Annotated in this window: 25 protein-coding genes; 19 read left to right on the forward strand and 6 right to left on the reverse strand. The window is 65.9% G+C overall.

Annotated elements, in window-relative coordinates:
* The first annotated feature begins 73 nt into the window (after positions 1–73).
* The 7 genes from LB523_RS12920 (at position 74) to LB523_RS12950 (ending at position 5,289) form a co-directional block, all read left to right on the forward strand.
* Positions 74–517, forward strand: coding sequence for an EF-hand domain-containing protein (locus LB523_RS12920; RefSeq protein ID WP_224603086.1), 444 nt, complete (start codon positions 74–76; stop codon positions 515–517).
* Between the two features lie 45 nt (positions 518–562).
* A complete protein-coding gene (locus LB523_RS12925; protein WP_224603088.1) occupies positions 563–1,102 on the forward strand; it encodes an RNA polymerase sigma factor in 540 nt (179 codons plus the stop codon).
* A 74-nt stretch (positions 1,103–1,176) separates the two neighbouring features.
* The gene (locus tag LB523_RS12930; protein ID WP_224603090.1) at positions 1,177–1,626 is read left to right on the forward strand and encodes a hypothetical protein; all 450 of its coding nucleotides are present in this window, start codon (positions 1,177–1,179) and stop codon (positions 1,624–1,626) included.
* On the forward strand, positions 1,623–2,066 hold the full coding sequence (locus LB523_RS12935; RefSeq protein WP_224603091.1) for a periplasmic heavy metal sensor: 444 nt from the start codon (positions 1,623–1,625) through the stop codon (positions 2,064–2,066). The genes LB523_RS12930 and LB523_RS12935 overlap by 4 nt, the downstream gene beginning before the upstream one ends.
* Before the next feature lie 110 nt (positions 2,067–2,176).
* Entirely contained in the window at positions 2,177–2,464 is a 288-nt protein-coding gene (locus LB523_RS12940; protein ID WP_224603094.1) for a GCG_CRPN prefix-to-repeats domain-containing protein, read from the forward strand.
* 55 nt (positions 2,465–2,519) lie between these two features.
* On the forward strand, positions 2,520–4,016 hold the full coding sequence (locus tag LB523_RS12945) for a DUF1800 domain-containing protein (RefSeq protein WP_411966458.1): 1,497 nt from the start codon (positions 2,520–2,522) through the stop codon (positions 4,014–4,016).
* 34 nt (positions 4,017–4,050) lie between these two features.
* Positions 4,051–5,289, forward strand: coding sequence for a DUF1501 domain-containing protein (locus LB523_RS12950; RefSeq protein WP_224603098.1), 1,239 nt, complete (start codon positions 4,051–4,053; stop codon positions 5,287–5,289).
* Positions 5,290–5,635: 346 nt separating this feature from the next.
* On the opposite strand, the gene LB523_RS12955 is transcribed toward LB523_RS12950, so the two are convergent.
* The 6 genes from LB523_RS12955 to LB523_RS12980 all read right to left on the reverse strand — a co-directional run bounded on the left by LB523_RS12955 (position 5,636) and on the right by LB523_RS12980 (position 12,915).
* Entirely contained in the window at positions 5,636–5,902 is a 267-nt protein-coding gene (locus tag LB523_RS12955) for a GCG_CRPN prefix-to-repeats domain-containing protein (protein WP_411966459.1), read from the reverse strand.
* Between the two features lie 74 nt (positions 5,903–5,976).
* Positions 5,977–7,575, reverse strand: a complete 1,599-nt coding sequence (locus LB523_RS12960) for an indolepyruvate oxidoreductase subunit beta family protein (protein WP_224603102.1) — start codon at positions 7,573–7,575, stop codon at positions 5,977–5,979.
* Complete coding sequence (locus LB523_RS12965) at positions 7,568–9,721, reverse strand: indolepyruvate ferredoxin oxidoreductase subunit alpha (protein WP_224603104.1); 2,154 nt, start codon at positions 9,719–9,721, stop codon at positions 7,568–7,570. The genes LB523_RS12960 and LB523_RS12965 overlap by 8 nt, the downstream gene beginning before the upstream one ends.
* Before the next feature lie 45 nt (positions 9,722–9,766).
* Entirely contained in the window at positions 9,767–10,249 is a 483-nt protein-coding gene (locus tag LB523_RS12970; RefSeq protein ID WP_224603105.1) for a MarR family winged helix-turn-helix transcriptional regulator, read from the reverse strand.
* The gene (locus LB523_RS12975) at positions 10,249–11,820 is read right to left on the reverse strand and encodes a phytoene desaturase family protein (RefSeq protein ID WP_224603106.1); all 1,572 of its coding nucleotides are present in this window, start codon (positions 11,818–11,820) and stop codon (positions 10,249–10,251) included. The genes LB523_RS12970 and LB523_RS12975 overlap by 1 nt, the downstream gene beginning before the upstream one ends.
* A gap of 303 nt (positions 11,821–12,123) precedes the next feature.
* A complete protein-coding gene (locus LB523_RS12980) occupies positions 12,124–12,915 on the reverse strand; it encodes a cyclase family protein (protein ID WP_224602771.1) in 792 nt (263 codons plus the stop codon).
* 121 nt (positions 12,916–13,036) lie between these two features.
* Here LB523_RS12980 and LB523_RS12985 point away from each other — a divergent pair, with 121 nt between their 5' ends.
* The 12 genes from LB523_RS12985 to LB523_RS13040 all read left to right on the forward strand — a co-directional run bounded on the left by LB523_RS12985 (position 13,037) and on the right by LB523_RS13040 (position 26,446).
* Entirely contained in the window at positions 13,037–14,611 is a 1,575-nt protein-coding gene (locus tag LB523_RS12985; protein WP_224603107.1) for a phytoene desaturase family protein, read from the forward strand.
* Positions 14,612–14,778: 167 nt separating this feature from the next.
* Entirely contained in the window at positions 14,779–16,308 is a 1,530-nt protein-coding gene (locus tag LB523_RS12990) for an ABC transporter substrate-binding protein (protein WP_224603108.1), read from the forward strand.
* A 70-nt stretch (positions 16,309–16,378) separates the two neighbouring features.
* Positions 16,379–17,386, forward strand: coding sequence for an ABC transporter permease (locus tag LB523_RS12995; RefSeq protein WP_224603109.1), 1,008 nt, complete (start codon positions 16,379–16,381; stop codon positions 17,384–17,386).
* Positions 17,379–18,227 (forward strand): ABC transporter permease, encoded by an 849-nt coding sequence (locus tag LB523_RS13000; protein WP_224603110.1) that lies wholly within the window; start codon positions 17,379–17,381, stop codon positions 18,225–18,227. Before LB523_RS12995 ends, LB523_RS13000 begins: the two co-directional genes overlap by 8 nt.
* Positions 18,224–19,102: an ABC transporter ATP-binding protein gene (locus tag LB523_RS13005; RefSeq protein WP_224603111.1), complete on the forward strand. Its 879-nt coding sequence runs from the start codon at positions 18,224–18,226 to the stop codon at positions 19,100–19,102. Before LB523_RS13000 ends, LB523_RS13005 begins: the two co-directional genes overlap by 4 nt.
* Positions 19,095–19,919 (forward strand): ATP-binding cassette domain-containing protein, encoded by an 825-nt coding sequence (locus tag LB523_RS13010; protein WP_224603112.1) that lies wholly within the window; start codon positions 19,095–19,097, stop codon positions 19,917–19,919. Before LB523_RS13005 ends, LB523_RS13010 begins: the two co-directional genes overlap by 8 nt.
* Positions 19,920–19,998: 79 nt before the next feature.
* Complete coding sequence (locus LB523_RS13015) at positions 19,999–20,598, forward strand: VOC family protein (RefSeq protein ID WP_224603115.1); 600 nt, start codon at positions 19,999–20,001, stop codon at positions 20,596–20,598.
* 136 nt (positions 20,599–20,734) lie between these two features.
* On the forward strand, positions 20,735–23,029 hold the full coding sequence (locus LB523_RS13020) for a bifunctional salicylyl-CoA 5-hydroxylase/oxidoreductase (protein WP_224603117.1): 2,295 nt from the start codon (positions 20,735–20,737) through the stop codon (positions 23,027–23,029).
* Positions 23,026–23,799, forward strand: coding sequence for an SDR family NAD(P)-dependent oxidoreductase (locus tag LB523_RS13025; protein ID WP_224603119.1), 774 nt, complete (start codon positions 23,026–23,028; stop codon positions 23,797–23,799). Before LB523_RS13020 ends, LB523_RS13025 begins: the two co-directional genes overlap by 4 nt.
* Complete coding sequence (locus tag LB523_RS13030) at positions 23,793–24,257, forward strand: MarR family winged helix-turn-helix transcriptional regulator (RefSeq protein ID WP_224603120.1); 465 nt, start codon at positions 23,793–23,795, stop codon at positions 24,255–24,257. The genes LB523_RS13025 and LB523_RS13030 overlap by 7 nt, the downstream gene beginning before the upstream one ends.
* Entirely contained in the window at positions 24,254–25,066 is an 813-nt protein-coding gene (locus LB523_RS13035; protein WP_224603121.1) for an enoyl-CoA hydratase family protein, read from the forward strand. Before LB523_RS13030 ends, LB523_RS13035 begins: the two co-directional genes overlap by 4 nt.
* Before the next feature lie 231 nt (positions 25,067–25,297).
* On the forward strand, positions 25,298–26,446 hold the full coding sequence (locus LB523_RS13040) for an acyl-CoA dehydrogenase family protein (RefSeq protein ID WP_224603122.1): 1,149 nt from the start codon (positions 25,298–25,300) through the stop codon (positions 26,444–26,446).
* Positions 26,447–26,449 lie beyond the last annotated feature (3 nt).

Consider the following 26,449-nt stretch of genomic DNA (forward strand, 5'->3'; position numbering starts at 1 on the left):
GGATTTTGCTCTGTCTCGCGTTCAATGGCTGAAGCGTGGCCGCCAATGGCCGCGCCCAACCGGAGACGAGAGCATGATTCGCCCCACCATATTCGTCGTTGCCCTTGGCCTGCAGACCGCGTTCGCGGTTGCCCAGACAACGACGCCGGCCCCTGCCCCGGCCCAGACGGCGCCGAGCAGCCCGGCTCCGGCCGCCAAGTCTGACCAACCCAAATCCGGCCTGACGCTGGAAAAGTTCGAGGCGCGCCGGGAAAGGGTGTTCATGCGGGCCGACACAGACAATGACGGCAAGGTCAGCCTCACCGAATGGACCGCTTTCCAGACCACGCGCAAGGCCAAGGGCGATCCGGCCAAATCCTTCGCGCGCATCGACGTCAATAAGGACGGTTTCGTCGACAGGGGCGAGCTCGACGCCTTTCTCGCCGAGCGCTTCGCCAGGCTCGACAAGAATAGCGACGGCGTGCTCGGCGCCGACGAGAGGCCGGGCCATAAAACCGCTCCCAATCAGGAGCAATGATCAAGAGGCTATGCCGCACAATGACAGCCGCGAGCGCCCGACGTGATGGGCGCCGATCCGGACGAGGAACTGGTACGCCGCATCGGCACCGGCGACACCGCCGCGGTGCAGGCGATGGTGGCGCGCAAGCTGCCGCGCATCCTGGCCCTGGCCGCCAGGATGCTTGGCGACCCGGCGGAAGCAGAGGATGTCGCCCAGGAGACTTTCGTGCGCATCTGGCGCCATGCCTCGGGCTGGCGCCAGGGGCACGCACGCTTCGACACCTGGGTCCACCGCGTCGCGCTCAACCTCTGCTACGACCGGCTGCGGCGCCGGCGCGAATGGACGACGGACGAGCTGCCGGAGGTGGCCGATGAAACGCCGCTTCCCGATGCAATGCCTGACGACGACGAGCGCAGGGTCAACCAAGCACTGCAGCGCATCGCGCCGCGCCAACGCGAGGCGATCGTGCTGGTCTATTATCAGGAGCTGTCCAACATCGAGGCCGCCACCGCCATGCAAGTCAGCGTCGATGCGCTGGAAAGCCTGCTCGCGCGCGGCCGGCGCTCGTTGCAGGCCATGCTCGTTGGAGATGGCGATGATTGAGACCGTGAGGGGACTGCGAATCCCGAGGACTGCGGCGTGGGGGGCCACGCCGGAACGGCGGAAGGGGGAACGACATGGCTGAGAAAACTTCGGACGGGCCAATGGACGCCGGGCGTTTCGCCGCGCTGGCGGATGCCTATGGCAGCGCCTTGCACCGCTGGCCGCCGGCCGAGCAGGCCGCAGCGATACTGTTTGCCGAGACCGACGAGGGCCGCGCCGTCCTGCGGCGCGCCGGCAGGCTCGACGCCATGCTCGACCGCCATCGGGTTGAAGCCCCCGGGGCGGCCCTGCATCGCACGATCGCCGCCCGCGCTGCCACCCAGGTCAGGCAGAGCCGCCGCCGACGGTTCTGGTGGCTGGGCTTCGGGCTTGCGGGTGTCGGCCTGGCCGGCGCCGTGGCCGGCCTGGCGCTGGTGGCCGTCGTCAGTCCGGATATGCAGCCCGACCATTATGTGATGGATGCCAACGCGACGTCGTTCGGCGATGCCGGTCCCGACGCCGATCCTTACGAGGAAAACCTATGAGCCCCCGTCTTGTCGCGGCATCGCTGGTGCTGAACGTTTTTCTGATCGGCGCGGTGGCCGGCGGCGCCGGCTGGCTGATCGGCAAATCGAATTCTGGCTATTCGCTGGAATCGGCCGGCGGCAGGTTGCCGGCCGCCGACCGCAAGGTCTTCCGCCAGGCGTTGCGCGAGGTGCGCCGGGAGTCGCGGGACGTGATCCTCGACGGACAGGCCGCGCGGCGTGAGGCGGCAAACCTTCTGCAACAGCCAGCTCTCGACACCAATGCGCTTGCCGCCGCCCTGGAGCGCGCGCGCAATGCCGATGTCACCGTGCGCACCCGGATCGAGCAACGCATCATCGAATTCGCCGCATCGGGCTCCCCGGAGGACCGCCGGCTGCTGGCGGACGCCTTGTTGCGACGCGCTGGCCGGCAGCCGCCGCCTGCAAAAAAATTGCCATAGGCGGCGACGGAAAGGGCAAGCGCGCTCCGTTCAAGGGAAGAGGGACAGGCCTGCGACCGCCTTTGGCGGCGGCAGGTTCTCTTCAACCTCGAAACTCTCGGGAGTATCGCATGAACAGTCTGGCAAAATATTCGATCGCGGCTGCCCTCGCCCTCGGCGGAACGGCCGCCGCAAGCGCCGCCTCGGCGATGCCGATCGCACCGGTTGCGCCCTCACCGGCGCTTGTCGAGCACGTCGCCTGGGGCTGCGGTCCGGGCTGGCATCCCAACCACTGGGGCCGCTGCGTGCCCAATCGCCGCGTGATCTATCCCGGCTATTACTACTGGGGCGGACCGCGCGTCTATATCGGCCCCGTCTGGCATCCCTACCATCGCTGGCACCACTGGCGCCGCTGGTAACAACCCTTCGCGATGCCGGTGCTGCGGCCGGCATCGTGAGTATCCCCGATGATCCATGAAACCGACGCGATCTGCGCCGGGTTCAACGGAGGCTTCGTTGGCCGCAACGTTTGCAAATTCCGTCTCGCCGAACCCCGCCCTGGTGACGCTCAACCGCTTCGGCCTCGGCGCGAAACCCGGCGACGAGTTTGGCAAGATCGCCGCCGATCCGCGCGGCTACCTCGAGGCCGAGCTCAAGCAGCAGGACATCGCGCTCATTTCCCCCGACGACCCACGGAATGCCGGGTTGCTGGACAGCACTGCGGCGATCCAGGCCAGCATGGCGGCAGCCATGGAGCGCAATGCGGCGCGCGCCGAAACGGCGGCCGCCGCTATGCAGCCAGCAACGGATGATCCAGCCGGCCCGGCCGTGGCAAAAGCCAAACCCTCGGTGCCGCATGTCGAGGCCGATATCTATCGCGACGAGGCGCAGGCCCGGTTCGACAAGGCGCTCACTGCGACGCCCGGCTTCGTAGAGCGCCTGGTCGGCTTCTGGTCGAACCATTTCTGCGTTTCCGTCGCCAAGGCACCGGTCGTGCGGGCATGCGCCGGCGCCTTCGAGCGCGAGGCGATCCGCCCCTTCGTGCTCGGCCGCTTCGCCGATATGCTTTTGGCCGTCGAGCACCATCCGGCCATGCTGTTCTATCTCGACAACCGGCAGTCCATCGGCCCCGATTCCCGCGCCGGCAAGCGACGCGGACGCGGCCTCGACGAGAACCTCGCCCGCGAGATCCTGGAATTGCACACGATGGGCGTCGGCAGCGGCTATGCCCAGGCCGACGTCACCAGTTTCGCGAACATGCTGACCGGCTGGACGATGGCCGGCCGCGAGGGGCGGCTGGGCGAGCCGGGAAGCTTCGTCTTCAACGCCAATGCGCATCAGCCGGGCAAGGCGGTGCTGCTCGGCAAGACCTATCCCGATGGCGGCATGGGCCAGGCGGAGGCCGCGCTCAACGACATTGCCCGTCACCCGGCCACCGCGCGGCACATCGCCACCAAGCTTGCCCGCCATTTCATCGCGGACGATCCACCGCCGGCGGCGATCGCCCGCCTGGCCACGATCTTCACCAAGACCGACGGCGACCTGCGCGCGATCGCGTTGACGCTGATCGACATGCCGGAAGCCTGGTCGACGCCGCTCACGAAGCTGCGCTCGCCCTTGGACTATGTCGTGGCGCTGCGGCGGGCGGTCGGCGCCACCGCCGTCAACGAACCGCAACGGTCGCTTCGCTGGCTGAGCGTGCTCGGCGAGCCGCTGTGGCGACCGCCGGGGCCGAACGGTTTTCCCGACCGGACGGACGCTTGGGTTTCCGCCGAGGGCCTCAAGACGCGGCTGGACATCGCCTGGCAGGCGGCGAAGCAGGCGGACGATATCGGCGATCCCGACGAGATGCTGGCGTCGCTGATCGGCACATCCGTCTCGGCCGAGACGCGGCAGGCGATTTCGCGCGCGGAGTTCAGACAGCAAGGCCTGGCGCTGCTGCTGATGGCGCCGGAATTCCAGCGCCGGTAATTCCAGCGCCGGTAACAGTGATGGAGATGCGGCCATGAGCCTTTTTTGCGAAACCCCCAGCCTGTCCCGGCGCGCGGTGCTGATGAGCGGCGGCGCGCTGTTTGCCTGGGCCTATCTGCCGCGCTTCGCGCGCGCAGCCGACAAGCGCGACCCGCGCCTGATTGTCATCGTGCTGCGCGGCGCCCTGGACGGGCTGTCGACCGTCGGGCCGGTTGGCGATCCAAACTATGCCGGCCTGCATGGCGACATCGCGCTTTCGCTCTCAGGCGCCAACCCGGCATTGCCGCTTGACGGTTTCTTCGCCGTCAATCCGGCAATGCCGGTGTTTGCGCGCCTGTTCAAGGCGGGCCAGGCGGCGGTCGTGCATGCGGCGGCGACCGGCTATCGCGACCGCTCGCATTTCGACGGCCAGGACGTGCTGGAAAGCGGCCTGCCCGGCCCTGGCAACGCCACCACCGGCTGGCTCAACCGGGCGTTGGCCAGCCTGCCGGCGGGCGAGCGCGTGGCGAGGCTCGGCGGGCTGGCGGTCGGGCCGTCGACGCCGCTGGTGATCCGTGGCGCCGCGCCCGTGCTCGGCTGGGCACCGCAGGCGCTGCCGACGCCCGGCGATGCGCTGGCGGAGCGTGTGCTCGATCTCTACAACCATCGCGATCCGGTGCTGGCGGCCGCGCTTCAGAAAGGGCTCGATGCCGATCGGATGGCGCTGGGCGACCAACTCGACGGCACGACGATGAAGCCTAAGGGCGGCCTCGACAACGCCGCCGGCATGCGGCAATCGGCGCAAGGCGCGGCGCGGCTGATGGCCGCCGACGACGGGCCGCGCATCGCGGCGCTCGCCTTCGACGGCTGGGACACGCACGTCAATGAAGGCGGCGCCACCGGCCGGCTCGCCAATCTGCTCGGCGGCCTCGACGGGGCGTTCGAGGAGTTCGAGAAGGGGCTTGGCGAGCGTTGGCGCGACACCGCGGTCGTCGCCATCACCGAGTTCGGCCGCACGGCCCGCATCAACGGCACGGTCGGCACCGACCATGGCACCGGCACAGTGGTGCTGCTCGCCGGCGGCGCGATCAAGGGCGGCCGCGTCATCGCCGACTGGCCGGGGTTGAAGCCGGCGCAGCTCTACGAACAGCGCGACCTCGCGCCGACCAGCGATGTGCGTGCGGTGCTGAAGGGGCTGCTGGCCGACCAGTTCGGGCTGTCGCCGGCCGTGCTTGGCGACAAGGTGTTTCCGGAGTCGGCGGCGGTGAAGCCGATGCGGGATCTGGTGGCGTGAGCCGTGAGTTTGCCGGTCAGCGATAGGCTGGCGGCGCCAGTCAGTTCGTCATCCACGGGCGGAGCGGGAGCGAAGCGGACGCGGAGACCCGAGGATCCATTCCGTGACTTTGATCGTGGGTGCTGCGGAGCAGAATTCTGAACCGTGGCAACGCCTGAACGTCACGGAATGGATCCTCGGGTCTGCGCTGCGTCGCTTCGCTCCTTGCTCCGCCCGTGGATGACGAGGCTGAGGAGCCTCGGCCAATCACCAACGCTGGCGCGGAGGTTTCGAACCTGTGCGTGGGACCTTAGCCAAACCGCCCGCGCCGTTGCCAGCGCGGGCATCAACGGCGATCCGAGAGCGATCACCAGCTCCAATAACCGGGGTGCCAGCGGTGGTGGTACCAGAAGCCGGGATGCCAATGGCGCGCCGGCCGTATGATCACGCGGCGGTTCGGCACGCATCTGCCCCTACGGTTCACGTGCCAGCCGGGACCGCAGCGCCAGCCGACGGTTTCGATGGGCAGCGGCGAAGCACCTGGCTTGGCCATCGGCATGGCTTGCGAGCCCACACTGGATAGCAGCAACGTGCCGGCGGCCATCGCGAGAGGCAGAAAATATCTCGTCATCAAGGTTTGTCTCCGTGATTCAATCCCTACCGCCGTGAAACGGGGGACACGGTCGAATTCCGTCGGAGCGGTTTGGATCACGTCTTCGTTAGCGGGGTAGCGCCTTCGTTGAGCGTCGCCACGGTCTTCAGCGCGCCGTCCAGCATGTCGCCCTTTTCGTCCTTCAGCGCCGCCTCGCGCAGGCGGCGGATCCAGTCGGCAGCGTCCTCCCTGCCCTTGAGCATGGGCAGCGCCGACAGTACGCGATCGAATTTCGACTGGGCGCGGGCATGTGTGTCGCTGTAGCCCTTGATCAGGCGGCGGCAGTTCAGGATTTCGGTGGCAAGCGCGTAGTCCTTGTGCGCGTGGGCGAGCGCCAGGCCGTACCAACGTTCGAGATGCTCGACCTCGACCCTGTGGCGCAGCAGGCGGCGGCGCCAGCGCCGCAGGCCGCCGATGAACCACAGCATGGCGAAGCCGGTGAAACTGTCGGTGCGGATGTGGCGGCCGCGATTGATGCGGCGGTCGAGGAAAGCGGCGAGCTTGGGTCGGTTGTCGATATAGCTTCCGAGCCCTGCCGGCAGCGTGCCGCAGAATTCCTCGATGCGTGGATGGAAATATTCGGTCACCTGCAGGACCGAGCCTTGCTTGACACCGACTTCTTTGCGCACCCGCTTGTCTCGCGTCGAGCGTGTCTTCAAATCCGCAACGCGGATCATGTCGTCGTAGCACATGGCGTTGGCGAGATGCTTTGCCGCGGCGATCGACAGCGCGTAGCCACGCTCCGCATTATCCAGCGTCACCGCCCTGCTCAACCGGTCGAGATATTCGCCGCCATAGGCGATGTCCTGATAATCGACGACCTTCTTCAGGCCGCGCTCGGCCATGTCGCGCACCGGTTCCGGCAGCAGCGCGACGCGAGCGGCAAGCGCCTGCCAGCCCTTGAGCAGGGTTTCCGGGCCGCTGACCCTCCCCGTTGGCCTGAGCTGGGCAACGGGGGGTTCCGCCGCCGCCTTTTCCCCGGCCGGCGCTGCCGCGATCCCGCGCGCGCGGTCGTAAGCCGCGCCGAAGGCGGCGAGGCTCGGCTTGACGCCACGGCCGCCGGCGCCGATCGCCTGCTCGTAAGTTTCGCGGGTGAAGGGCAGCGCGTCGGAGCCGGCCAGCGCACCGAGCAGGCTGGCCGAGATCATGGTGCCGTTGTCGGCGGCGATCTTTTCCATGTCGAAGGCGATGAAGCGCCTGGCCGCCGCTTGTGCCGTCGCGTGCACTTTTTCCGACGAGGCGCGGCCGTCGCCCGGCTCGATCTTTTCCGAGACGGCAGCGATGCGGTGTGAAGAGGTGATCAGCGTCGTGCGCTCGGGCGTGACGAAACCGCGGATGATGGCGCGGCCGGCTTCCATCAGCTCGGCGGCGATCAAGATGTCGACATCGCCCTGCGAGGGCGACAGCGCGAAAACCGGCAGCCGGCCGGTGTCGCGGGCCATCTCGATGTAATAGATCGTGGCGCCAGTGCGCTGCGCGACGCCGGCCACGGAGGTCGATTGGGCGATATAGCCGTTGCGCTCGGCGACGTCGGTGATCCAGTCGGCGAGCACGCCGCCGCCCTGGCCGCCGACCGCGAGCACGGCGAGTTTTATCACCCGCTCGTCGTCAGAGGCGCCCGCCTTGGGGCGCAGGGGAGAAGCCTGATCAAGCATCGGCGAACGTCAAGCGGCGGCTCTCGCGGCGGCGCTGCAGAAGGCCGATCGCGGCGCGGCGCGCGTTTTCGAGGAAACGGTCCCAGCGGCCGGGATTGTGGACGACATCGGCGCGGTAGAAGGATGGGCAGAGCACGGCGGCGTCCGCCACCTCGCCGCAATTGCCGCAACCGACACAGTTCTGGTCGATCGACGCGACCGGATCGTCGCGCAGCGGATCGTCGAGCGACTTCACCGACAGCGACGGGCAGCCGGACAGCCGCATGCAGGCATGGTCGCCCGTGCAGATGTCCTCGTCGACGCCGAATTTCGGCTTGACCACGCGCTCGCCGCCTTTGATCGCCTTGTCGACCAGCGGCTTCTCGCGGCGCTGGCGGTTGAGCATGCATTCCGACGAGGCGACGATGACCTTCGGCCCCTTCTCCTCGGTGGTCAGCGCCTCGCGCAGCGCGGCTTGCATCTTGCCGACATCATAGGTGCGGTCGATATGGCGCAGCCATTTGACGCCCATGCCCTTCACCGCTTCATCGATCGGATGCTTGGTCGACTTGGTGCGGTTGTTTGCGCGCGAGGACAGGATGTCCTGGCCGCCGGTGGCGGCGGAGTAGAAATTGTCGACGATGACGATGACGCCGTCATTCTTGTTGAAGACAGCATTGCCGATCGAGGAGGTCAGGCCGTTGTGCCAGAAGCCGCCATCGCCGACGAAGGAGATCGAGCGGCGTTTTGCCTCCGGCGAGTTGAAGGCGGAGGCCGAGGCCGGCCCCAGCCCATAGCCCATGGTGGTGGCGCCGAGCTCGAAAGGCGGCATGATCGAGAACAGATGGCAGCCGATGTCGGAGGCGATGTGGTGCTTGCCGAGCTCTTGCTCGACAAGCTTGGTCGCGGCGAAAATCGGCCGCTCAGGACAGCCGACGCAGAAGCCCGGCGGACGTCCAGGCACGACATTGATGAGGTCGGCCGTATCGACGCCTTCACCCGCCTTGTTCGGAGCCCGGACCTCGCCCGGCAGCAGATGCGGGGCATTGGCGCGCAGGAAGGAGCCGATGCCGTCGAGCATCACCTGGCCGGTATATTCGCCGGCCATCGGCAGATGCTCCTTGCCGACCAGTTTAGTGCCGCGCCCGGCCTTGTGCAGCATCGCGGCAAAGGCCTGCTCGATATAATTGGGCTGGCCTTCCTCGACGACCAGCACCGCCTGCTTGCCTTCGCAGAAGGCGAGAAACTCATCGTCGACCAGCGGGTAGACGGCGTTGAGCACGTAAAGCGGCACGTCGGTCTCGCCATAGGTGTCGGCAAGGCCGAGCCGCTGCAGCGCGCGGATGACCGAATTGTACATGCCGCCCTGCATGACGATGCCGACCGAGCCGTGGTCCGAGCCGAAGATCTCGTTAATCTTGCGGTTTTTGATGAAATCGACAGCCGCTGGCCAGCGCTTGGCGACCTTTTCCTTCTCATGCAGGAAGGAGGCGGGCGGCAGCACGATGCGGCCGGTGTCGCGGCGCGGCGCCGACAGCGCATCGGCGACCGACATCGGCGGGCGCTTGTTGTCCTTGGCGATGAAGTGGCCGTGGACGTGGCAGCAGCGGATACGCACCTGCAGCATCACCGGCGTGTTCGACACCTCCGACAGCTCGAAGCCGTCCTCGACCGCCTTGACGATCGACGGCAGGTTCGGGCGCGGGTCGAGCAGCCAGACCTGGCTCTTCATGGCGAAGGCATGGCTGCGCTCCTGCATGATCGAGGAGCCCTCGCCATAGTCCTCGCCGACGATGATCAGCGCGCCGCCGGTGACGCCGCCGGAGGCGAGGTTGGCCAGCGCGTCGGAAGCGACGTTGGTGCCGACCGTCGACTTGAAGGTGGCGGCGCCCCGGATCGGATAATGCACGGAGGCGGCCAGCATGGCGGTGGCAGTCGCTTCGGAAGCGCTCGCCTCGAAATGCACGCCGAGCTCGCCCAGAATGTCCTGCGCGTCGGCCAGCACATCCATCAGATGGCTGATCGGCGCGCCCTGGTAGCCGCCGACATAGCCTACGCCGCACTGCAAGAGCGCCTTGGTGATGGCGAGGATGCCCTCGCCGGCGAATTCCTCGCCGGCGCCAAGCCTCAGCTTTTCGACTTCCTTGGCAAAAGACCGTTCGGCCATCTCCGCCTCCTTCCGTTGCCGCCTTCCATGGGGCGGCGCGTGCATCTAGATCTCGTGCTTGCGGATGTTCTTCAGCATTTTTTGCAACGTCGCGATCAGCGCGGCGTATTCGGCATCGTCGATACCGTCGAACATGGCTTCGAAAGCGTCATGCATTGCGGGCCAGGCGCGGGTGAACAGCGCGCGGCCATCATCGGTCAGGAACACATGGCGGATACGGCTGTCGGTGACGCCCTGCTCGCGCCGCACAAGGCCCTGGCCTTCCAGCGTGTCGAGCGTGCGGCTCAAGGTCGACTGCTCGATCACCGTGTAGACCGACAGGTCGTTGACGGTGACGCCATCGGTGACCGAGAGCACGGCGAGCGTCCGAACCTGCGGAATGGTCAGGCCCTGCTTGCGGAAATCCTCGCGCAAAGTGGCGTTGTAACGACCCATGATGCGGTTCATCAGATAGGGCGCGAATTGCTGCAGGCCGATCTGGCCGAGGGTCGAGATGCGCTGGCGCTTTTCCGGGAGCTTCTGTTCCATCACAGCCTCCCCGCCAGAAGGAAGCCGGAACCGCCTCCGAGGCCGGCGCCGGGATGCGTGGAAGCGCCGATATGGTAGAGGCCTTTGATGCCGGTCTCATGGTTGCGGCTCGCCTTGAACGGCCGCCACAGGAAGGACTGGTCTATGGTGGACGAGCCGCCATAGGGATCGCCGCCGACCAGATTGATGTTCATCGCTTCGAGATCGGTCGGCGAATAGGCGCGGCGCGCGATAACGCTCTCGCGGAAACCGTCGATGTGGTTGGCGAGGATCGCCTCGACGCGGTCGGCATAGGCTTCGCGCAGCGCCTCGGTCCAGCGGCCGTCGGCGGGCGCTTCGAGCTTGCCGGCGGCATCGCCTTTGATGTGGCGCGGCGCCTCCGGCAACTGCAGCCAGAGAATCGCCTTGCCGTCCGGACAGCGCGACGGGTCGAGCGCGTGCGGCTGGCCGACGCAGATGGTCGGCACTTCCGGCAGCAGGCCGCGCACCGCCTCGTTGCAGGCTTTCGAAACACCATCCAAACCCGGCGTCAGATGCAGCAGCGCCACCTTGTCGAGGCCCTCGCCGCGCCAGGCCGGCGGCTTATCCAGCGCGTAGTGGATCTGGAAGTTGCCTTTGCCGTAGCGATAAACGCGCGTCGCTTCGACGTCGCGCTTTGGAGCCGCATCGCCGAGCAGGCGGCCGTATAGCTGCGTCGGCGTGACCGAGCAGATGACGCTTTTCGCCGCTGTCAGCGTTTCACCGGACGCGAGCCGCACGCCGCTGGCGCGTCCGCCGCTCTGGACGATCGAGGCGACGTCGGCGTTGACGCGGACCTCGCCGCCGCGTTCCCTGATCAGCGCCTCGAAGGCGGCGAGCAGGTTTTTCGCGCCGCCCTTGACAATCGGCGCGCCGGCGGCCTCCAGCGCGAAGGCGATGACCTTGGCGATCTGGCCGGAGAAGGCGTCTTCCGGTCCAAGCCCGGCATGCAACACCCAGGGCGCCCAGAGCGCACGGAGAAGGTCGGAAGTGTAGGTCGTTTCCAGCCAGCCGCGCGCGGGCACCAGCGCCTCGCCCATGAAGGCGGCAAGGTTGCGCGGGCCTCGCCGCCAGGCCTCGCCGGCGATGAGCTTGGTCGTCGGATAGGACCACAGTGCGCCGCCGAGCAGGCCGAACAGCAGCCCGGCATTGCGCTCGATACCGCTGACATCGCCGCCATGGCGGTCGCCGTCGCCGGAGGCGATCCGGTTCAGCGCCGCAATGTTGGCGGCACGGTCGGTGGTGAGCACGGCATGGCTGCCGTCGGGCGTGAGCACGCCTGTCGGGGTGGCGGTGTGGCAGAACTCCAGCCCATGCCGTGCAAGGTCCTTGCGGAGCGCGGCAAAGGCCGGCGAGGTGATGAACAGCACGAAGGTCGTGGCCATCACATCATGGACGAAGCCGGGCACCGTGATCTCCTCGGTGCGCATGCAGCCGCCGATACGATCGTTGCGCTCGAGCACGAGCACCTTTGCGCCCTTGGCGCCAAGCATCGCCGCGCAGACCAGGGCGTTGATGCCGCTGCCGACGATGATGTGATCGGTGGCGGTCATTGGAGGCTCGCGGGTGTTGGGAGGCTAATCGCGCAAAGCCGTGTTCCTTCGCGCCCCCCTCTGGCCTGCCGGCCATCTCCCCCTCTAGGGGGGAGATTGGCAGTTTTGGCGCCCCACATCGTGCTGCGACGTGGGAGATTGGCGAAAGCGGGGGTGACATCCAATCTCCCCCCTAGAGGGGGAGATGTCCGGCAGGACAGAGGGGGGCGCCGTAGAGCGCTGGCCTTGCCAGGCTGCCGCCCTCTCGCTGTCATCACTCCATCGCCCGCAAGCATGATCTTCTCCCGAAGACCGTCGCCTCGCCTATTTGCCCGGCACCAGCGCCAATGCGCGGATCGGGCTGCCGGTGCCGTGCTCGATCTTGAGCGGGGCGGCGATCAGGATCGCGCCCTTCGGCGGCAGCTGGTCGAGATTGCAGAGGCTGGCCAGCCCGTAACGGTTGGCCTTGTGCATCAGCGTGTGGGCCGGGAATGGCGGCTCCATGCCGCCGGCCTTGCCGGCGTCGGTACCGATCGTTTCCGAGCCCCAGCCCTTGATGTCCTTGGCGATCAGGAACTGGATGGCCTCGGCCGTCGGGCCCGGCGTGTGCGGGCCGGTCTCGTTGGCATTGAGGAACTCCGCTTCCGAGCCGTTGCGCTTGTACCAGTCGGTGCGCATCACCACCCACTCGCCGGGGTTGATGGCGCCGTGCTTGGCCTCCCAGGCCTTGATGTGGTCGACGGTGAGCAGGAAGTCGTGATCTGCGGCCGCTTCTTTCGAGCAGTCGATGACGTTGACCGGGCCGATGAAATTCTGCGCCGGAATGGTGTCGGTGGCGCCGTCCGGATAGTCCTTGCCGGTGATCCAGTGCTGCGGCGCGTCGAAATGCGTGCCCGAATGCTCGCCGAGCTTCAGCCAGTTCCAGGCCCACCACGGGCCGTTCTTGTCGTATTTGGAGATCTCGTGGATCTCGACCTTCGGCGTGTCGACGGCGAGTTCCGGCGGCAGCTTGATCAGCGGCGTGTTCGGCCCGAGCGGCGCCGTCAGATCGACCACCTTGATGGCGCCCGAAAGCAGCTGGCCGGCGACCTCGCCGAGGAGTTCTTGCGTGTCCATGGTCTTTTGTTCCCTCTTGTTCGTGACCTTCAAGGCTCGTTGCGGCCCTTAATATACCTACTAGACGAAAACATATGCATCTGCAATTATCTTTAAGCATAAAGCATTTTTGGGGCGGGGCGTGAGCGAGTTCGACGCCATCTTTGTCGGGGCGGGCCACAACAGTCTGGCATGCGCCGCGCATCTGGCGCTCAAAGGCTGGAAAATAGCGGTTTTCGAACGCAGCGAGGCAATCGGCGGCGCGGTACGGACCGCCGAGTACACGCTTCCCGGTTTCCGGCACGATTTCGGCGCGATGAATTTGAGCCTCTTCGCCGGCTCGGCCTTCCACCGGAAATATGCAAATGGATTGAAAAGCCACGGACTGGAATTCGCGCCCGCGGCCGATTGTTTCGCCAGCGCCTTCCCGGACGGCAAATGGTTCGGCGTCAGCAACGACCTCGAAAGGACCGCATCGCGGTTGGCCGCCTTCTCCGCGGCGGACGCGGCCACATGGCGGAAACTGGTCGCCGCCTTCCCGGGTGAGGCCGAACATCTGTTCCGCCTGCTGGGTTCGCCGATGAGCGCAAGGGCGCTGGCCGGCACAGGCTGGAATCTCTGGCGCAAGAAGGGTTTTTCCGGCGCGTTCGATACGGCCCGATTGCTGTTGTCGTCACCGCGCGCGTGGCTCGAGGAAAATTTCGAGACGCCGCATGTGCGCACGACACTCGCGGCCTGGGGCATGCATCTCGATTTCGCTCCCGACATCGCTGGCGGCGCCGTGTTCCCTTATCTGGAATCGATGGCCAACCAGAGTTTCGGCATGGTGCTGGGCAAAGGCGGCGCCGATACCATCATCCTGGCGCTTGCCGGCATGCTCAAGGCGGCTGGCGGCAAGATCATAACAGGCGCGGAGGTCGCGGAGATCATGGTCGCCGGCGGCAGGGCGACCGGCGTTCGGCTGGCATCCGGCGAAACCCATGCCGCAAGCAAGGCGGTCATTGCCGGCGTCGCGCCCAAGGCGCTGGCAGGCAAGCTTCTGCCCGACGGCTCCGGCGACGCCGGCTTCGATGCGGCGATGAAGACATTCCGCCACGCGCCGGGCACGATGATGATCCATCTGGCGCTGGACGACCTGCCCGACTGGAGCGCCGGCGCCGAGCTTCGCCAATTCGCCTATGTGCATCTGGCGCCGTCGCTCGACGCCATGTCGCGCACCTATCAGCAGGCGATCGCTGGCCAACTGCCGGAGCAGCCGGTGCTGGTCGTCGGCCAGCCGACGGCGGTCGATCCGTCGCGCGCGCCGCCAGGCAAGCATGTGCTGTGGGTGCAGGTGCGCATGCTGCCGGCGGAGATCGTCGGCGATGCCGCGGGCAAGATCGCGCCCGCGCACTGGGATGCGGTAAAGGACGCCTATGCCGAGCGCGTGCTCGTCATCATCGAGAGCTACGCCCCGGGATTGCGCAAAAAGATCCTCGGCCGCGCGATCTTCTCGCCGCTTGACCTCGAGCGTGAGAATCCGAACCTCGTCGGCGGCGACCAGATCTGCGGCAGCCATCACCTGGCGCAGAATTTTCTCTTCCGCCCGGCGCGCGGCTTCGCGCGCTGGAACACGCCGGTCTCGAACCTCTTTCTCACCGGCGCGGCGACATGGCCCGGCGCCGGCACGGGCGCAGGTTCCGGCTTCATGCTCGCCCAACAGCTGGGAGGGAACTAGAGCATGATCCCGAACCGAAGGTCAGCGAACGCAAAAAGTGGGAGCCGGTTTTTGGGAAAGATCATGCTCCAACAAAGGGCTAGAAATCCGGGATGGACAAGGCGCGGTTGCCCACCACCGAATGAAAACGCCGCGCGGATAAATGATAACCAACAAGGGGAACGACCATGACCATCAACAGACGTGACTTGCTTGGATATGGCGCCGCGGCGATCGGTGCTGCGACGCTCGGCCTGCCGAGGGCGGCAAAGGCGGCGGACGAGCTCACCATCGCCTACAACGTCAACCTGCCCTCGTGGGATCCGACGACCGGCCCCTCGGCCGTCAACCCGACCATCCAGGGCCTTTATCAATCGGTGTTCGACCAGATCATCGGACAGAAGCCGGACCTTTCCTTCACGCCGGGCCTGCTCACCGAATGGGGCTGGAATGACGACCGCACCAAGGTGACGATGACGGTACGCGACGGCGTGAAATGGCATGACGGCTCGCCCTTTACGGCCGAGGACGTGGTGTGGTCGCTGCAGCGGGCCGGCGACGAGAAGACCGGCAATCCGATCCAGTTCGTCTGGAAGAACGTCAACAACTTCAAGATCGACGGCAACAAGATCACCGGCGACGTCGTGCAGTTCGACCCGGTCTATTTCAAGTGGATGTCGTTCCTGACCGGCTACATCCTGCCGAAGGCCTATTACGAGAAGGTTGGCGCGGAAGGCTTCGAGAAGGCGCCGATCGGCACCGGTCCCTATATGGTCGACAAGTTCGAGCGCAATGCGTTCCTGCGGCTCAAGGCCAACCCGCACTATTGGGGCACCAAGCCCGCCTTCGAGAATGTGACGATCAAGTTCGTCACAGACGCCGCAAGCCGCGTCGCCGAGATCGAATCCGGCTCCTCGCAGGTGACGCTCGAAATTCCCTACGAGGAATATGACCGGCTGATCGCCAAGGACGGGCTGGCCGGCTCGATCAAGAATGTTTCCGACATCGGCATGATCTTCTTCAACGACATCGAGGCGATGCTGGACAAGAACGTCCGCCAGGCGGCGGTGATGGCGGTGGACAAGGAGCTTTTGGTCAAGCGGCTGCTGCGCGGCTACGGCCAGCCGATCGCGACGCTGGAGACGCCGGAATACGCCGCCTTCGATCCATCGATCAAAGTCGAGCACAATCCGGAGAAGGCCAAGGAGCTGCTCGCCGCCTCCGGCTATTCGCCCAAGAAGCCGGTCAAGTTCACCATCCAGACGACCAAGGGTTTCAAGCCCAAGGACTACGAGATGATCCAGGCGATCGTCGGTATGTGGCGCAAGGTCGGCATCGAGGCCAATATCGAGGTCTACGAGATCGCCAAGCATTACGAGTTGCGCGCCGCCGACAAGCTGGCTCCGGCCGCTTTCTACAACTGGGGCAACTCGATCGGCGATCCGACCACCTCGACCGGCTTCGCCATGTATGGCCCGAGCCCGCATTCGGTGTGGGACAGCAAGGACCTTGTCGACATGATCAACCCGCTGTGGGGCGAGAAGGACGAAGCCAAGCGCATTGCCGGCTGGAAGGCCGTCGACAAATACATTGCCGAGCAGGCTTATGTGCTGCCGCTGATCCAATATGCGCAACCGATCGTGCATTCGAAGAAGGTCAATGTCGTGCAGCATGTGTCCGGCGCGCTGCTGCCGGCGCTGATGACCCCGGCCGCCTGATCAACGGTCTTGGATTGCCACGCGCGCCGTCCGCAAGACGGCGCGCATTTTCATCCAGGCATATGGGCGCATGCTGCTGCAAAGATTTCTCGTACGTCTGTTGACGATGATGGTGACGCTGTTCGGCGTCGCCGTCGTCGTCTTCGTCGTCATCCGTGTCGCGCCCGGCGACCCGATCGCGATGATGCTGCCGCCCGGCGCCAGCGATGACGACATCTCCCGGCTGCGCTCGCTCTACGGGCTCGACAAGAGCATCGTGCAGCAATTCTTCATCTGGCTCGGCGGCGTGCTGCATGGGAATTTCGGCACCTCGATCTCGCTGCGCCAGGACGTGCTGGGGCTGGTGTTCAACCGGCTGCCGGCGACGCTGGAGCTGGCGACGGTCGCGCTGCTGATGGCGATCGCGATCGGCACTACCGCCGCGATCCTCGGCGCGCGCTCGCGCGGCACGGCGATAGAGGCCGGCATCGACATCGTGAGCGGCGCGACGCTCTCCATCCCCGATTTCCTCTGGGGCCTTGTGCTGATCCTGCTGTTCGGCGTGCTGGTGCCGGTATTCGACATTTCGGGCCGGGTGTCGCCGCAGCTCGATCTGCCTTTCGCCACGCAGTTCTATCTCGTCGAGAGCATCCTCAGGCTTCGTTTCGACCTGACCTGGGACCTGTTGAAACACATGCTGATGCCGGCCGTGGCACTGGCGCTGCCGCTGGCAGCGATCATCGCTCAATTGCTCAAACAGTCGCTGAAGGAAGTGCTCGACCTCGACTATGTGGTGCTGGCACGCGTGAAAGGTTTTTCGGAGACACAGGTGATCCTGCGCGAGGCGCTGAGGAACGCGGCATTGCCGACGCTGACGCTGGTCGGCGTTCAGTTCACCTTCCTTATCGGCGGCACCGTCATCGTCGAGCGGCTGTTTTCCTATGAAGGCCTCGGCAATATGGCGATCGACGCGGTCATCAACCGCGATCTGCCGCTGATCCAGGGCATCGTGCTGGTGTTCGCGCTGCTCTTCGTGCTGATCAACCTCGCCGTCGACATGATGTATGCGCTGCTCAATCCGAGGCTGCGCCATGGATGAGGCAAATGTCGCCAGGCGAGGTTTGAGCCCGAGGCTGTGGCTGGCCGGCGGCTGGCTTCTGCTGGCGCTGCTCGCGGCCATATTCGCGCCATTGATCGCACCGCAGGACCCGCTGGCGCAGGATTTGATGCTGGAGCGCCTGCCGCCCTTCTGGCTCGACGGGGCCGAACCTGGCTACTGGCTCGGCACCGACAGCCTTGGACGTGATCTGCTGTCGCGGCTGATCTTCGGCGGACGCATCGCCTTCATCGTCGCCTTCGCGGCGGCGACGTCCGCCTGTGTTCTCGGTTCGGTGCTCGGCCTGATCGCCGGCTATTTCGGCGGCTGGGCCGACCTCATCATCTCGCGCATCGTCGATGTCTGGATGGCGTTCCCACCGGTGCTGTTCGCGATCCTGCTGGTGGCCGTGCTGGGCACCGGCCTGAGCTCCGTCATCCTCGCCATCGCGATCATCGACTGGACGCGCTTCTGCCGGGTGATCCGCGCCGAGGCGATGAGCCAGGCGCGCATGGACTATGTCGAAAGCGCACGCATCGCCGGCTATGGCCGCATCGGCATCATGCTGCGCGAAGTGCTGCCCAATGTGCTGCCGTCGGTGGTGGCGCTGCTGTCCCTGGAGATGGGCATCGCCGTCATCGTCGAGGCGATCCTCTCCTTCGTCAATCTGTCGATCTCGACCGACGATCCGACCTGGGGCAGCATCATCGCCGAGGGACGGTTGTCGATCCATCAGGCCTGGTGGGTGCTGGTGTTCCCGCTGATCACGCTGATCCTGACCGTGCTCTCCTTCAGCCAGTTCGGCGAAGCGCTGAAGGCGCGCTTCGATCCGGTGCTGCGATGAGCGCGTGCCTGGACATCCGCGGTTTGAGCGCCGTGCTGCCCAACGGCCAGCGCGTGCTGCGCTCGGTGTCGCTTGCCGTGCAGCCGGGCGAGGTGCGCGCGCTGGTCGGCGAAAGTGGCGCCGGCAAGACGATGATCGGCAAGGCGGTGCTCGGCGTGCTGCCGAAAAGCGTGCGCATCGTCGAAGGCGAGATGCTGATCGAGGGCGAGGACCTCGGCCGCCTCGATGCCAAGGCGCGGCGGACCCTGATCGGCGCGCGAACGGCGCTGATCCCGCAGGATCCGCTCACCGCGCTCAACCCGTCGCGCCGCATCGGCCCGCAGATGACCGACCGGCTGGTGCGCATCCTCGGCTGGAGCGGCGAAAGGGCGGACCAGCGCATATGGCAGTTGCTCGACGAGGTGCAGATCCGCGATCCCGAGCGCGTGCTGAAGAGCTATCCGCATGAATTGTCCGGCGGTATGCGTCAGCGTGTGCTGATCGCGGCGGCTTTCGCGGCGGAGCCCCGATTGATTGTCGCGGACGAGCCGACGACGGCGCTGGACGTAACGGTGCAAAAACAGATCCTGCGGCTCATCGCGCAACTGCAGCGCGATCATGGCACGGCGATCCTGTTCGTCACCCATGACCTCGGCGTGGTTGCCAAGATCTGCCAGAAAGTGTCGGTGCTCTATGCCGGCAAGGTGGTCGAAGAGGCCGAGACCGAGGCGCTGTTTGCGGCACCGCAGCACCCCTATACGCGCGCGCTGATGGCGGCGACACCGCGCTACACCGACCCGTTTGCTTCGCTGAAGCCGGTGGACGAAAGCGTGCTTGCCGGATTGGCCGCAGAGATCGCCGCCGCCGACAAGGACTGGAGGCCCGGCCATGGCTGAGCCGCTGTTTTCCGTGCGCGGGCTGAAGGTGGCGCTGCCCGACATGACGCGCAAGCCGCTGATCGGCCGCGCGCCGCTGGCCGAAATCCTGAAAGGTCTCGACTTCGACCTGCCAAAGGGATCTGTCACCGGCATCGTCGGCGAATCCGGTTCGGGCAAATCGACGCTCGGGCGCGCGCTGGTCCGGCTGCTCGAACCTAGCGCGGGTTCCATCGGCTTCGAGGGGCGCGACATCAGCCGTCTTTCGGAAGCCGAGCTGAGACCGCTGCGCCGCGACCTGCAGATGATCTTCCAGGATCCGATGTCGTCGCTCAATCCGCGGCATACGATCTTCAACATCATCGCCGCACCCTTAAGGCAGAACGGCCTTGGCGACAGGCTGAAGGAACGCGTCGCGGAAGCCCTGCAGCGCGTCGGCCTGCCGCAGAGTTTTGCCAGCCGCTACCGCCACGAATTATCAGGCGGACAGCGGCAGCGCGTCGGTATCGCACGAGCACTGGCGCTGTCGCCGAAATTCGTGCTGGCCGACGAGATCGTCTCCGGCCTCGACGTCTCGACGCAGGCGCAGATCCTGACGCTGCTGGAAAAGCTGGCGGCCGAGATGGGGCTGACGGTCGCCTTCATCAGCCACGATTTGTCGGTGATCCGGCGGCTTTGCCAGCAGGTCATCGTGATGCGCGAAGGCAGGATCGCCGAGGCCAGCGCCACGGACGCGCTGTTCGAGAACCCGAAGGAGACCTACACGCGCGACCTGCTCGCCGCCATTCCGCTGCCGGAGATCGATCCGAACTGGCTGCAGCCCAAGGCATCGGCATGACGTGAGTTTTTGATCCGCACGCCGACCAGCGGGCCTCGGATGTGCGCAAGGACAAGTCAGCCCGCCAACGGAGGGTGACATGAAATACGCAATCCAGGCAGCGGTTTTCGCGGCCTCCTTATTCGGTGCAGTGGGAGCAGCTTCCGCGGATTCGATCCCCGGCATGCGCGGACATGACCACACCGGCATCACCGTGCCCGACATGAAGCAGGCCGTCGACTTCTTCACCAATGTCGTCGGCTGCAAGAAGGCGATGTCGTTCGGGCCGTTCGCCGACGACAAGGGCACCTTCATGCAGGATCTGCTCGGCGTCGATCCGAAGGCGGTGATCGAAGAGATCACCATGGTTCGCTGCGGCTACGGATCGAACATCGAGCTGTTCAAATATACCGCGCCCGATCAGAAGGATTTGACGCCGAAGAACAGCGATATCGGCGGCTTCCACATCGCCTTCTATATCGACGACGTCGCCGCCGCCAAAACCTGTCTCGAGGCCAAGGGTGTTAAAACCCGGATGGGACCGCTGCCGGTGAAGGAAGGGCCGGCCGCGGGCCAGACCATCCTCTATTTCCAGGCGCCGTGGGGGCTGCAGCTCGAGGCGATCAGCTACCCCGAAGGCATGGCCTACGAGAAGGGCGCCGAAACGGTGCTGTGGAGCCCGAAGGATCCCACCAAGTGACGAGGCAAACGCGCCGGCCGCGATCATTCAATTATAAAACTTCAAGCTTGAAATAATTGCCGGCCGGCGCGATACTGACAATCGGGATCGCCGGCCTTTGCCGGCGAGTCCCGATGTGAAGAGGAGATCGCAAGACATGAAGGTTGCGGTTCTCGGCGGCGGACCAGCCGGCCTCTATTTTGCCATCTCGCTCAAGCTGCGCGATGCCGCGCATGAGGTGACGGTCTATGAGCGCAACCGCGCCGACGACACATTCGGATGGGGCGTGGTGCTGTCGGCGGAGACGCTGGAGAACCTGACCAGGAACGATCCGGTCAGCGCCGTCTGGATCAAGAAGCATTTCGCCTATTGGGACGACATCGCCGTCATTCATGACGGCGTGCGAACGGTGTCTTCCGGCCATGGCTTTTGCGGCATCGGCCGCAAGCGGCTCCTGATCCTCTTGCAGCGGCGCGCCCGCGAGCTCGGCATCAAGATGATGTTCGAGACCGATGTTTCCGGCCCGAAACCCTTTATGGAAACGCATGACCTGGTGGTCGCCGCCGACGGGTTGAACTCTAAATCCCGCGCCACGTTCGCCGACGTCTTCAAGCCGGACATCGACACCCGCAAATGCAAGTTCGTGTGGCTCGGCACCACGCAGAAATTCGACGACGCCTTCACCTTCATCTTCGAGAAGACCGAGCATGGCTGGGTGTGGGCGCATGCCTACCAGTTCGACAGCGAGACCGCGACCTTCATCGTCGAATGCAGCGAAGCGACCTGGGCTGCCTTCGGCTTCGGCCAGATGACGCAGCAGGAATCCATCGCGGTCTGCGAACGCATTTTTGCAAAGCATCTCGGCGGCCACCCGCTGATGACCAACGCCAACCACATTCGAGGTTCGGCGTGGATCAACTTCCCGCGGGTGCTGTGCGAGCGCTGGTCGTACAAGAACCTGGCGCTTATGGGGGATGCGGCGGCTTCAGCGCATTTCTCCATCGGGTCCGGCACCAAGCTGGCGTTGGAGAGCGCGGTGGCGCTCGCCGACTATGTCGAGTCCGAGCCGGACCTCGATGCGGCCTTCCGCAAATATGAGGATGCGCGGCGCACCGAGGTGCTGAAGCTGCAATCGGCGGCGCGCAATTCGTTGGAATGGTTCGAAGAAGTCGAACGATATCTCGGTTTAGATCCAGTTCAATTCAACTATTCGCTGCTCACCCGCTCGCAGCGCATCAGCCACGAGAACCTTCGGCTGCGCGATGCCGAATGGCTCGCGGGCGCCGAGGAATGGTTCCAGCGCAAGGCTGGCGCCGGCGGCAACAGCTTACGCCGCGCGCCGATGTTCGCGCCGTTCAAGCTGCGCGACATGACGCTCAGCAACCGCATCGTCGTCTCGCCGATGGCGCAGTACAAGGCGGTCGACGGCTGCCCGACCGATTGGCATTTTTCGCATTATGCCGAACGCGCCAAGGGCGGCGCCGGCCTGCTCTATATCGAGATGACCTGCGTCAGCCCGGAAGGGCGCATCACGCCCGGATGCCCTGGCTTCTACAGACCGGAGCATGAGGTCGCCTGGAAGCGGCTGGTCGATTTCGTCCATGCCGAGACCGAAGCAAAGATCTGCGCCCAGATCGGCCATTCCGGCGCCAAGGGCTCGACCCGGGTGGGCTGGGAAGGAACCGACGTGCCGCTGCCGGACGGCAACTGGCCGGTGATGGCGCCTTCGGCCGTGCCATGGTCGCCGAAGAACCAGGTGCCGAAGGCGATGGACCGCGCCGACATGGATCTGGTTCGCGACCAGTTCGTCGCCTCGGCCGAGATGGCCGAACGCTGCGGCTTCGACATGCTGGAGATCCATGCCGCGCATGGCTACCTGCTGTCGGCCTTCATCACGCCGCTGACCAACCGCCGCACCGACGACTATGGCGGCTCGCTGGAAAACCGCATGCGCTATCCGCTGGAAATCTTCCATGCGGTGCGCGCAGTGTGGCCGGCCGAAAAGCCGATCTCGATGCGCATCTCGGCCAATGACTGGGTGGGCATCGAAGGCGTCACGCCTTCGGATGCGGTCGAGATCGCGAAGATGCTGCACGAAGCCGGCGTCGACCTTTGCGACGTATCGGCCGGCCAGACCTCGATCGCCGCCAAGCCGGTCTATGGCCGCATGTTCCAGACGCCGTTTTCCGACCGCATCCGCAACGAGGTCGGCATGGCGACGATGGCGGTCGGCAACATCTATGAGCCGGACCACGCCAACTCGATCCTGATGGCCGGGCGCGCCGACCTGGTGGCGCTGGCCAGGCCGCATCTTGCCGATCCCTACTGGACGCTGCACGCGGCGGTGACGCTCGGCGACCGCGGCGTCAAATGGCCCGATCCCTATCTGCCGGGACGCGACCAGATCTACCGGCTGGCCGAGCGGGAAGCGGCGGCGGGGCTCAAAGTATGAGCGCCGTGCGCGAAATTGCCGGCAAGCACGCGCTGGTCACCGGCGGCGGCTCCGGCGTCGGCAAAGCCATTGCGCAAGCGCTGGCGGCAGAAGGTGTGGCCGTCACCATATGCGGGCGGCGCGAAGCGGCGCTGGCCGAGGTGGCGAAGGAAAGCGACCGCATCTTTGCCGTCACTGCCGATGTCACGAACGAGGCCGACATGGCGGACGTGTACCAGAAGGCGGAAGCCGCACGCGGACCCTTCGACATCGTCGTGGCCAATGCCGGCATGGCGGGCAGCGCGGCGGCGAACAAGACCGCGCTGGCCGACTGGCAGCGCACGCTCGACGTCAATCTCACCGGCGCCTTCCTGACCGTGAAGCCGGCGCTCGCCGGAATGCTCGCGCGAAAGACAGGCCGGATCATTTTCATTGCCTCGACCGCGGGCCTCAAGGGTTATGCCTATGTCGCACCTTACGTCGCGGCCAAGCACGGTGTTGTCGGGCTGATGCGGGCTTTAGCGGCCGAGACCGCCAAATCCGGTGTCACCGTGAATGCCGTGTGCCCGGGCTTCGTCGAAACCGAGATTCTTGAGGAGTCCGTCCAGCGCATCGTCGAGAAGACCGGACGTTCCACCGCCGAGGCGCGCGCGAGCCTTGCGGCGACGAACCCGCAGGGGCGGTTCATCCAGCCGGAAGAAGTCGCGGCGGCGGTGCTTTGGCTATGCAGCGACGCCGCGCGGTCGATCACCGGGCAGGCCATTTCAATCTCGGGAGGCGAGACATGGTAGCGGGACCGACTTCCGCCGGACCGGGCAAGGACAGGCTGCGGCTGTGGATACGCCTGCTGCGCGCCTCGCGCACCATCGAGGCGGAGCTGCGCGAGCGTTTGAAGAAGGAGTTCGACACCACGCTGCCGCGCTTCGACGTGATGGCGGCGCTCTACCGCTCGCCGGAAGGCATGCTGATGAGCGATCTGTCGCGCTTCCTGCTGGTGTCGAACGGCAATGTGACGGGCATCGTTGACCGGCTGGTTTCCGAAGGGCTGGTGATGCGCGCGCGCCGCAACGGCGACCGCCGCACCTCGATGGTGCGGCTGACCGAGGAAGGCTCGAAGTCTTTCGCCACGATCGCCGCCGCGCATGAGAATTGGGTCGGCGAGCTGCTCGGCAATGTCAGCGAGGACGAGGCGCGGCAGCTGACCGGCATGTTGAAATCGTTCCGCAGCAATTGGGAGGGACGCGAATGAGCGCCATGGCCAAGCTCAAGCCGAAGCACTTCCTCTGGCAGGTCGAAGGCAAGATCGCGAAGATCCGGCTCGACCGGCCGGAGCGCAAGAACCCGCTGACCTTCGACAGCTATGCCGAGCTGCGCGACACGTTTCGCGAGCTCGTCTATGCCGACGACGTCGATGCCGTGGTGTTCCTGCCCAATGGCGGCAATTTCTGCTCGGGCGGCGATGTCCACGACATCATCGGGCCGCTGATCCAGATGGACATGAAGGCGCTGCTCGCCTTCACGCGCATGACCGGCGATTTCGTCAAGGCGATGCTCAACTGCGGCAAGCCGATCATCGCGGCCGTCGACGGCGTTGCGGTCGGCGCCGGCGCGATCATCGCCATGGCCTCCGACATCCGCATCGCCACGCCGGAGGCAAAGACCGCCTTCCTGTTTACGCGCGTCGGCCTCGCCGGCTGCGACATGGGCGCCTGCGCGATCCTGCCGCGCATCATCGGCCAGGGCCGCGCCGCCGAACTGCTCTACACCGGCCGCACCATGAGCGCCGCCGAAGGCGAGCGCTGGGGATTCTACAATCGGCTGGTCGAGCCCTCGGCGCTGGAGGCCGACGCGCTCGACATGGCGGCGCGCATCGTCTCCGGCCCGACCTTCGCGCATGGCATCACCAAGACGCAGCTTAACCAGGAATGGTCGATGGGCCTCGAGCAAGCGATCGAGGCGGAAGCGCAGGCACAGGCGATCTGCATGCAGACCGGCGATTTCGAGCGGGCGTACAAGGCGTTCGTGGCCAAGGAAAAGCCGGTGTTCGAGGGGAGTTGAGAATGGGTGTGTTCTTGGAGAGGTTGGCGGGACAGCGCCCCCCTCTGGCCTGCCGGCCATCTCCCCCTCTAGGGGGGAGATCGGATGTCGCCCCCGCTTTCGCCAACCACCAACGCCGCAGGATTGAGCGGGACGCCAAAACTGCCAATCTCCCCCCTAGAGGGGGAGATGTCCGGCAGGACAGAGGGGGGCGCCGTAGAGCGCAACGCCCTAAGCACTGCGGAGGTGCAAATGCCTGACCGCACCTTCCTCTTGTGGCCCTTCTTCGAAGATCGCCACCGCCAACTCGCCGAGCGTCTGGAAGCCTGGTGCCAACAAAACCTTCCCGTCGACCACCACGACGTCGACGCCGCCTGCCGCGGTCTCGTGGCGATGCTCGGCCGCGACGGGTGGCTGAAGCCGACGGCGCTCGACCCGGCCAAACCCGGACCGCTTGATGTGCGCACGCTCTGCATCACGCGCGAGACGCTTGCCCGCCACGATGGGCTCGCCGATTTCGCCTTCGCCATGCAGGGGCTGGGCACCGGCGCGATCACGCTGTTCGGCACGCCGGACCAGCAGCGCTGGCTGGAGAAGACGCGGACCGGCCAAGCGATCTCCGCCTTTGCGCTCTCCGAGCCACGCTCGGGGTCGGATGTCGCCAATATGGAAATGACCGCTGTCCGCGAAGGCGGCGACTATCTGCTCTCGGGCGAAAAGACCTGGATCTCCAATGGCGGCATCGCAGACCTCTACGTGGTGTTCGCCCGCACCGGCGAGGCGCCCGGCGCCAAGGGGATTTCCGCTTTCGTCGTGCCGGCGGAGACGAAGGGGCTCAGCGTCGCCGAGCGGCTCGAGGTCATCGCCCCTCACCCTCTGGCGCGGCTCTCCTTCGATAATGTCCGCATTCCGGCTTCCGCGCTGATCGGCAAGCCCGGTGACGGCTTCCGCATCGCCATGTCGGTGCTCGACGTGTTCCGCTCGACGGTCGGCGCGGCCGCCCTCGGCTTCGCGCGCCGCGCGCTGGACGAAAGCATCAAACGCGCGGCCGAGCGAAAACTGTTCGGCGCGCCGATGGCGGAGTTGCAGATGGTGCAGGGTCACCTCGCCGACATGGCGCTGGATGTCGACGCGGCTGCGCTCCTCATCTACCGCGCCGCCTGGACCAAGGACATGGGCGCCGCGCGGGTGACGCGCGAGGCCGCCATGGCCAAACTCTTCGCCACCGATAAGGCGCAGGACGTGATCGACAAGGCGGTGCAACTGCATGGCGGCGATGGCGTCCGCAAGGGACACATCATCGAGAGCCTCTATCGCGAGATCCGGGCGTTGCGCATCTATGAGGGCGCCTCGGACGTGCAGAAGGTGGTCATCGCCAGGCAGGTGATGGGCGGGGCGTGAGAA

Source organism: Mesorhizobium sp. ESP-6-4 (assembly GCF_020164735.1).
Taxonomy (GTDB): Bacteria; Pseudomonadota; Alphaproteobacteria; order Rhizobiales; family Rhizobiaceae; genus Mesorhizobium.

What these genes read in the sequence shown, in the direction of transcription:
- LB523_RS13015 (WP_224603115.1), top strand. Translation starts at nt 19,999, where the DNA reads ATGAAATACGCAATCCAGGCAGCGGTTTTCGCGGCCTCCTTATTCGGT.
- LB523_RS13000 (WP_224603110.1), top strand. Translation starts at nt 17,379, where the DNA reads ATGGATGAGGCAAATGTCGCCAGGCGAGGTTTGAGCCCGAGGCTGTGG.
- LB523_RS12920 (WP_224603086.1), top strand. Translation starts at nt 74, where the DNA reads ATGATTCGCCCCACCATATTCGTCGTTGCCCTTGGCCTGCAGACCGCG.
- LB523_RS12965 (WP_224603104.1), bottom strand. Translation starts at nt 9,721, where the DNA reads ATGGCCGAACGGTCTTTTGCCAAGGAAGTCGAAAAGCTGAGGCTTGGC.
- LB523_RS13010 (WP_224603112.1), top strand. Translation starts at nt 19,095, where the DNA reads ATGGCTGAGCCGCTGTTTTCCGTGCGCGGGCTGAAGGTGGCGCTGCCC.
- LB523_RS13020 (WP_224603117.1), top strand. Translation starts at nt 20,735, where the DNA reads ATGAAGGTTGCGGTTCTCGGCGGCGGACCAGCCGGCCTCTATTTTGCC.
- LB523_RS12960 (WP_224603102.1), bottom strand. Translation starts at nt 7,575, where the DNA reads ATGCTTGATCAGGCTTCTCCCCTGCGCCCCAAGGCGGGCGCCTCTGAC.
- LB523_RS12995 (WP_224603109.1), top strand. Translation starts at nt 16,379, where the DNA reads ATGCTGCTGCAAAGATTTCTCGTACGTCTGTTGACGATGATGGTGACG.
- LB523_RS12940 (WP_224603094.1), top strand. Translation starts at nt 2,177, where the DNA reads ATGAACAGTCTGGCAAAATATTCGATCGCGGCTGCCCTCGCCCTCGGC.
- LB523_RS12970 (WP_224603105.1), bottom strand. Translation starts at nt 10,249, where the DNA reads ATGGAACAGAAGCTCCCGGAAAAGCGCCAGCGCATCTCGACCCTCGGC.
- LB523_RS12945 (WP_411966458.1), top strand. Translation starts at nt 2,520, where the DNA reads ATGAAACCGACGCGATCTGCGCCGGGTTCAACGGAGGCTTCGTTGGCC.
- LB523_RS12930 (WP_224603090.1), top strand. Translation starts at nt 1,177, where the DNA reads ATGGCTGAGAAAACTTCGGACGGGCCAATGGACGCCGGGCGTTTCGCC.
- LB523_RS13040 (WP_224603122.1), top strand. Translation starts at nt 25,298, where the DNA reads ATGCCTGACCGCACCTTCCTCTTGTGGCCCTTCTTCGAAGATCGCCAC.
- LB523_RS13035 (WP_224603121.1), top strand. Translation starts at nt 24,254, where the DNA reads ATGAGCGCCATGGCCAAGCTCAAGCCGAAGCACTTCCTCTGGCAGGTC.
- LB523_RS12935 (WP_224603091.1), top strand. Translation starts at nt 1,623, where the DNA reads ATGAGCCCCCGTCTTGTCGCGGCATCGCTGGTGCTGAACGTTTTTCTG.
- LB523_RS13030 (WP_224603120.1), top strand. Translation starts at nt 23,793, where the DNA reads ATGGTAGCGGGACCGACTTCCGCCGGACCGGGCAAGGACAGGCTGCGG.
- LB523_RS12980 (WP_224602771.1), bottom strand. Translation starts at nt 12,915, where the DNA reads ATGGACACGCAAGAACTCCTCGGCGAGGTCGCCGGCCAGCTGCTTTCG.
- LB523_RS12950 (WP_224603098.1), top strand. Translation starts at nt 4,051, where the DNA reads ATGAGCCTTTTTTGCGAAACCCCCAGCCTGTCCCGGCGCGCGGTGCTG.
- LB523_RS13025 (WP_224603119.1), top strand. Translation starts at nt 23,026, where the DNA reads ATGAGCGCCGTGCGCGAAATTGCCGGCAAGCACGCGCTGGTCACCGGC.
- LB523_RS12925 (WP_224603088.1), top strand. Translation starts at nt 563, where the DNA reads ATGGGCGCCGATCCGGACGAGGAACTGGTACGCCGCATCGGCACCGGC.
- LB523_RS13005 (WP_224603111.1), top strand. Translation starts at nt 18,224, where the DNA reads ATGAGCGCGTGCCTGGACATCCGCGGTTTGAGCGCCGTGCTGCCCAAC.
- LB523_RS12975 (WP_224603106.1), bottom strand. Translation starts at nt 11,820, where the DNA reads ATGACCGCCACCGATCACATCATCGTCGGCAGCGGCATCAACGCCCTG.
- LB523_RS12990 (WP_224603108.1), top strand. Translation starts at nt 14,779, where the DNA reads ATGACCATCAACAGACGTGACTTGCTTGGATATGGCGCCGCGGCGATC.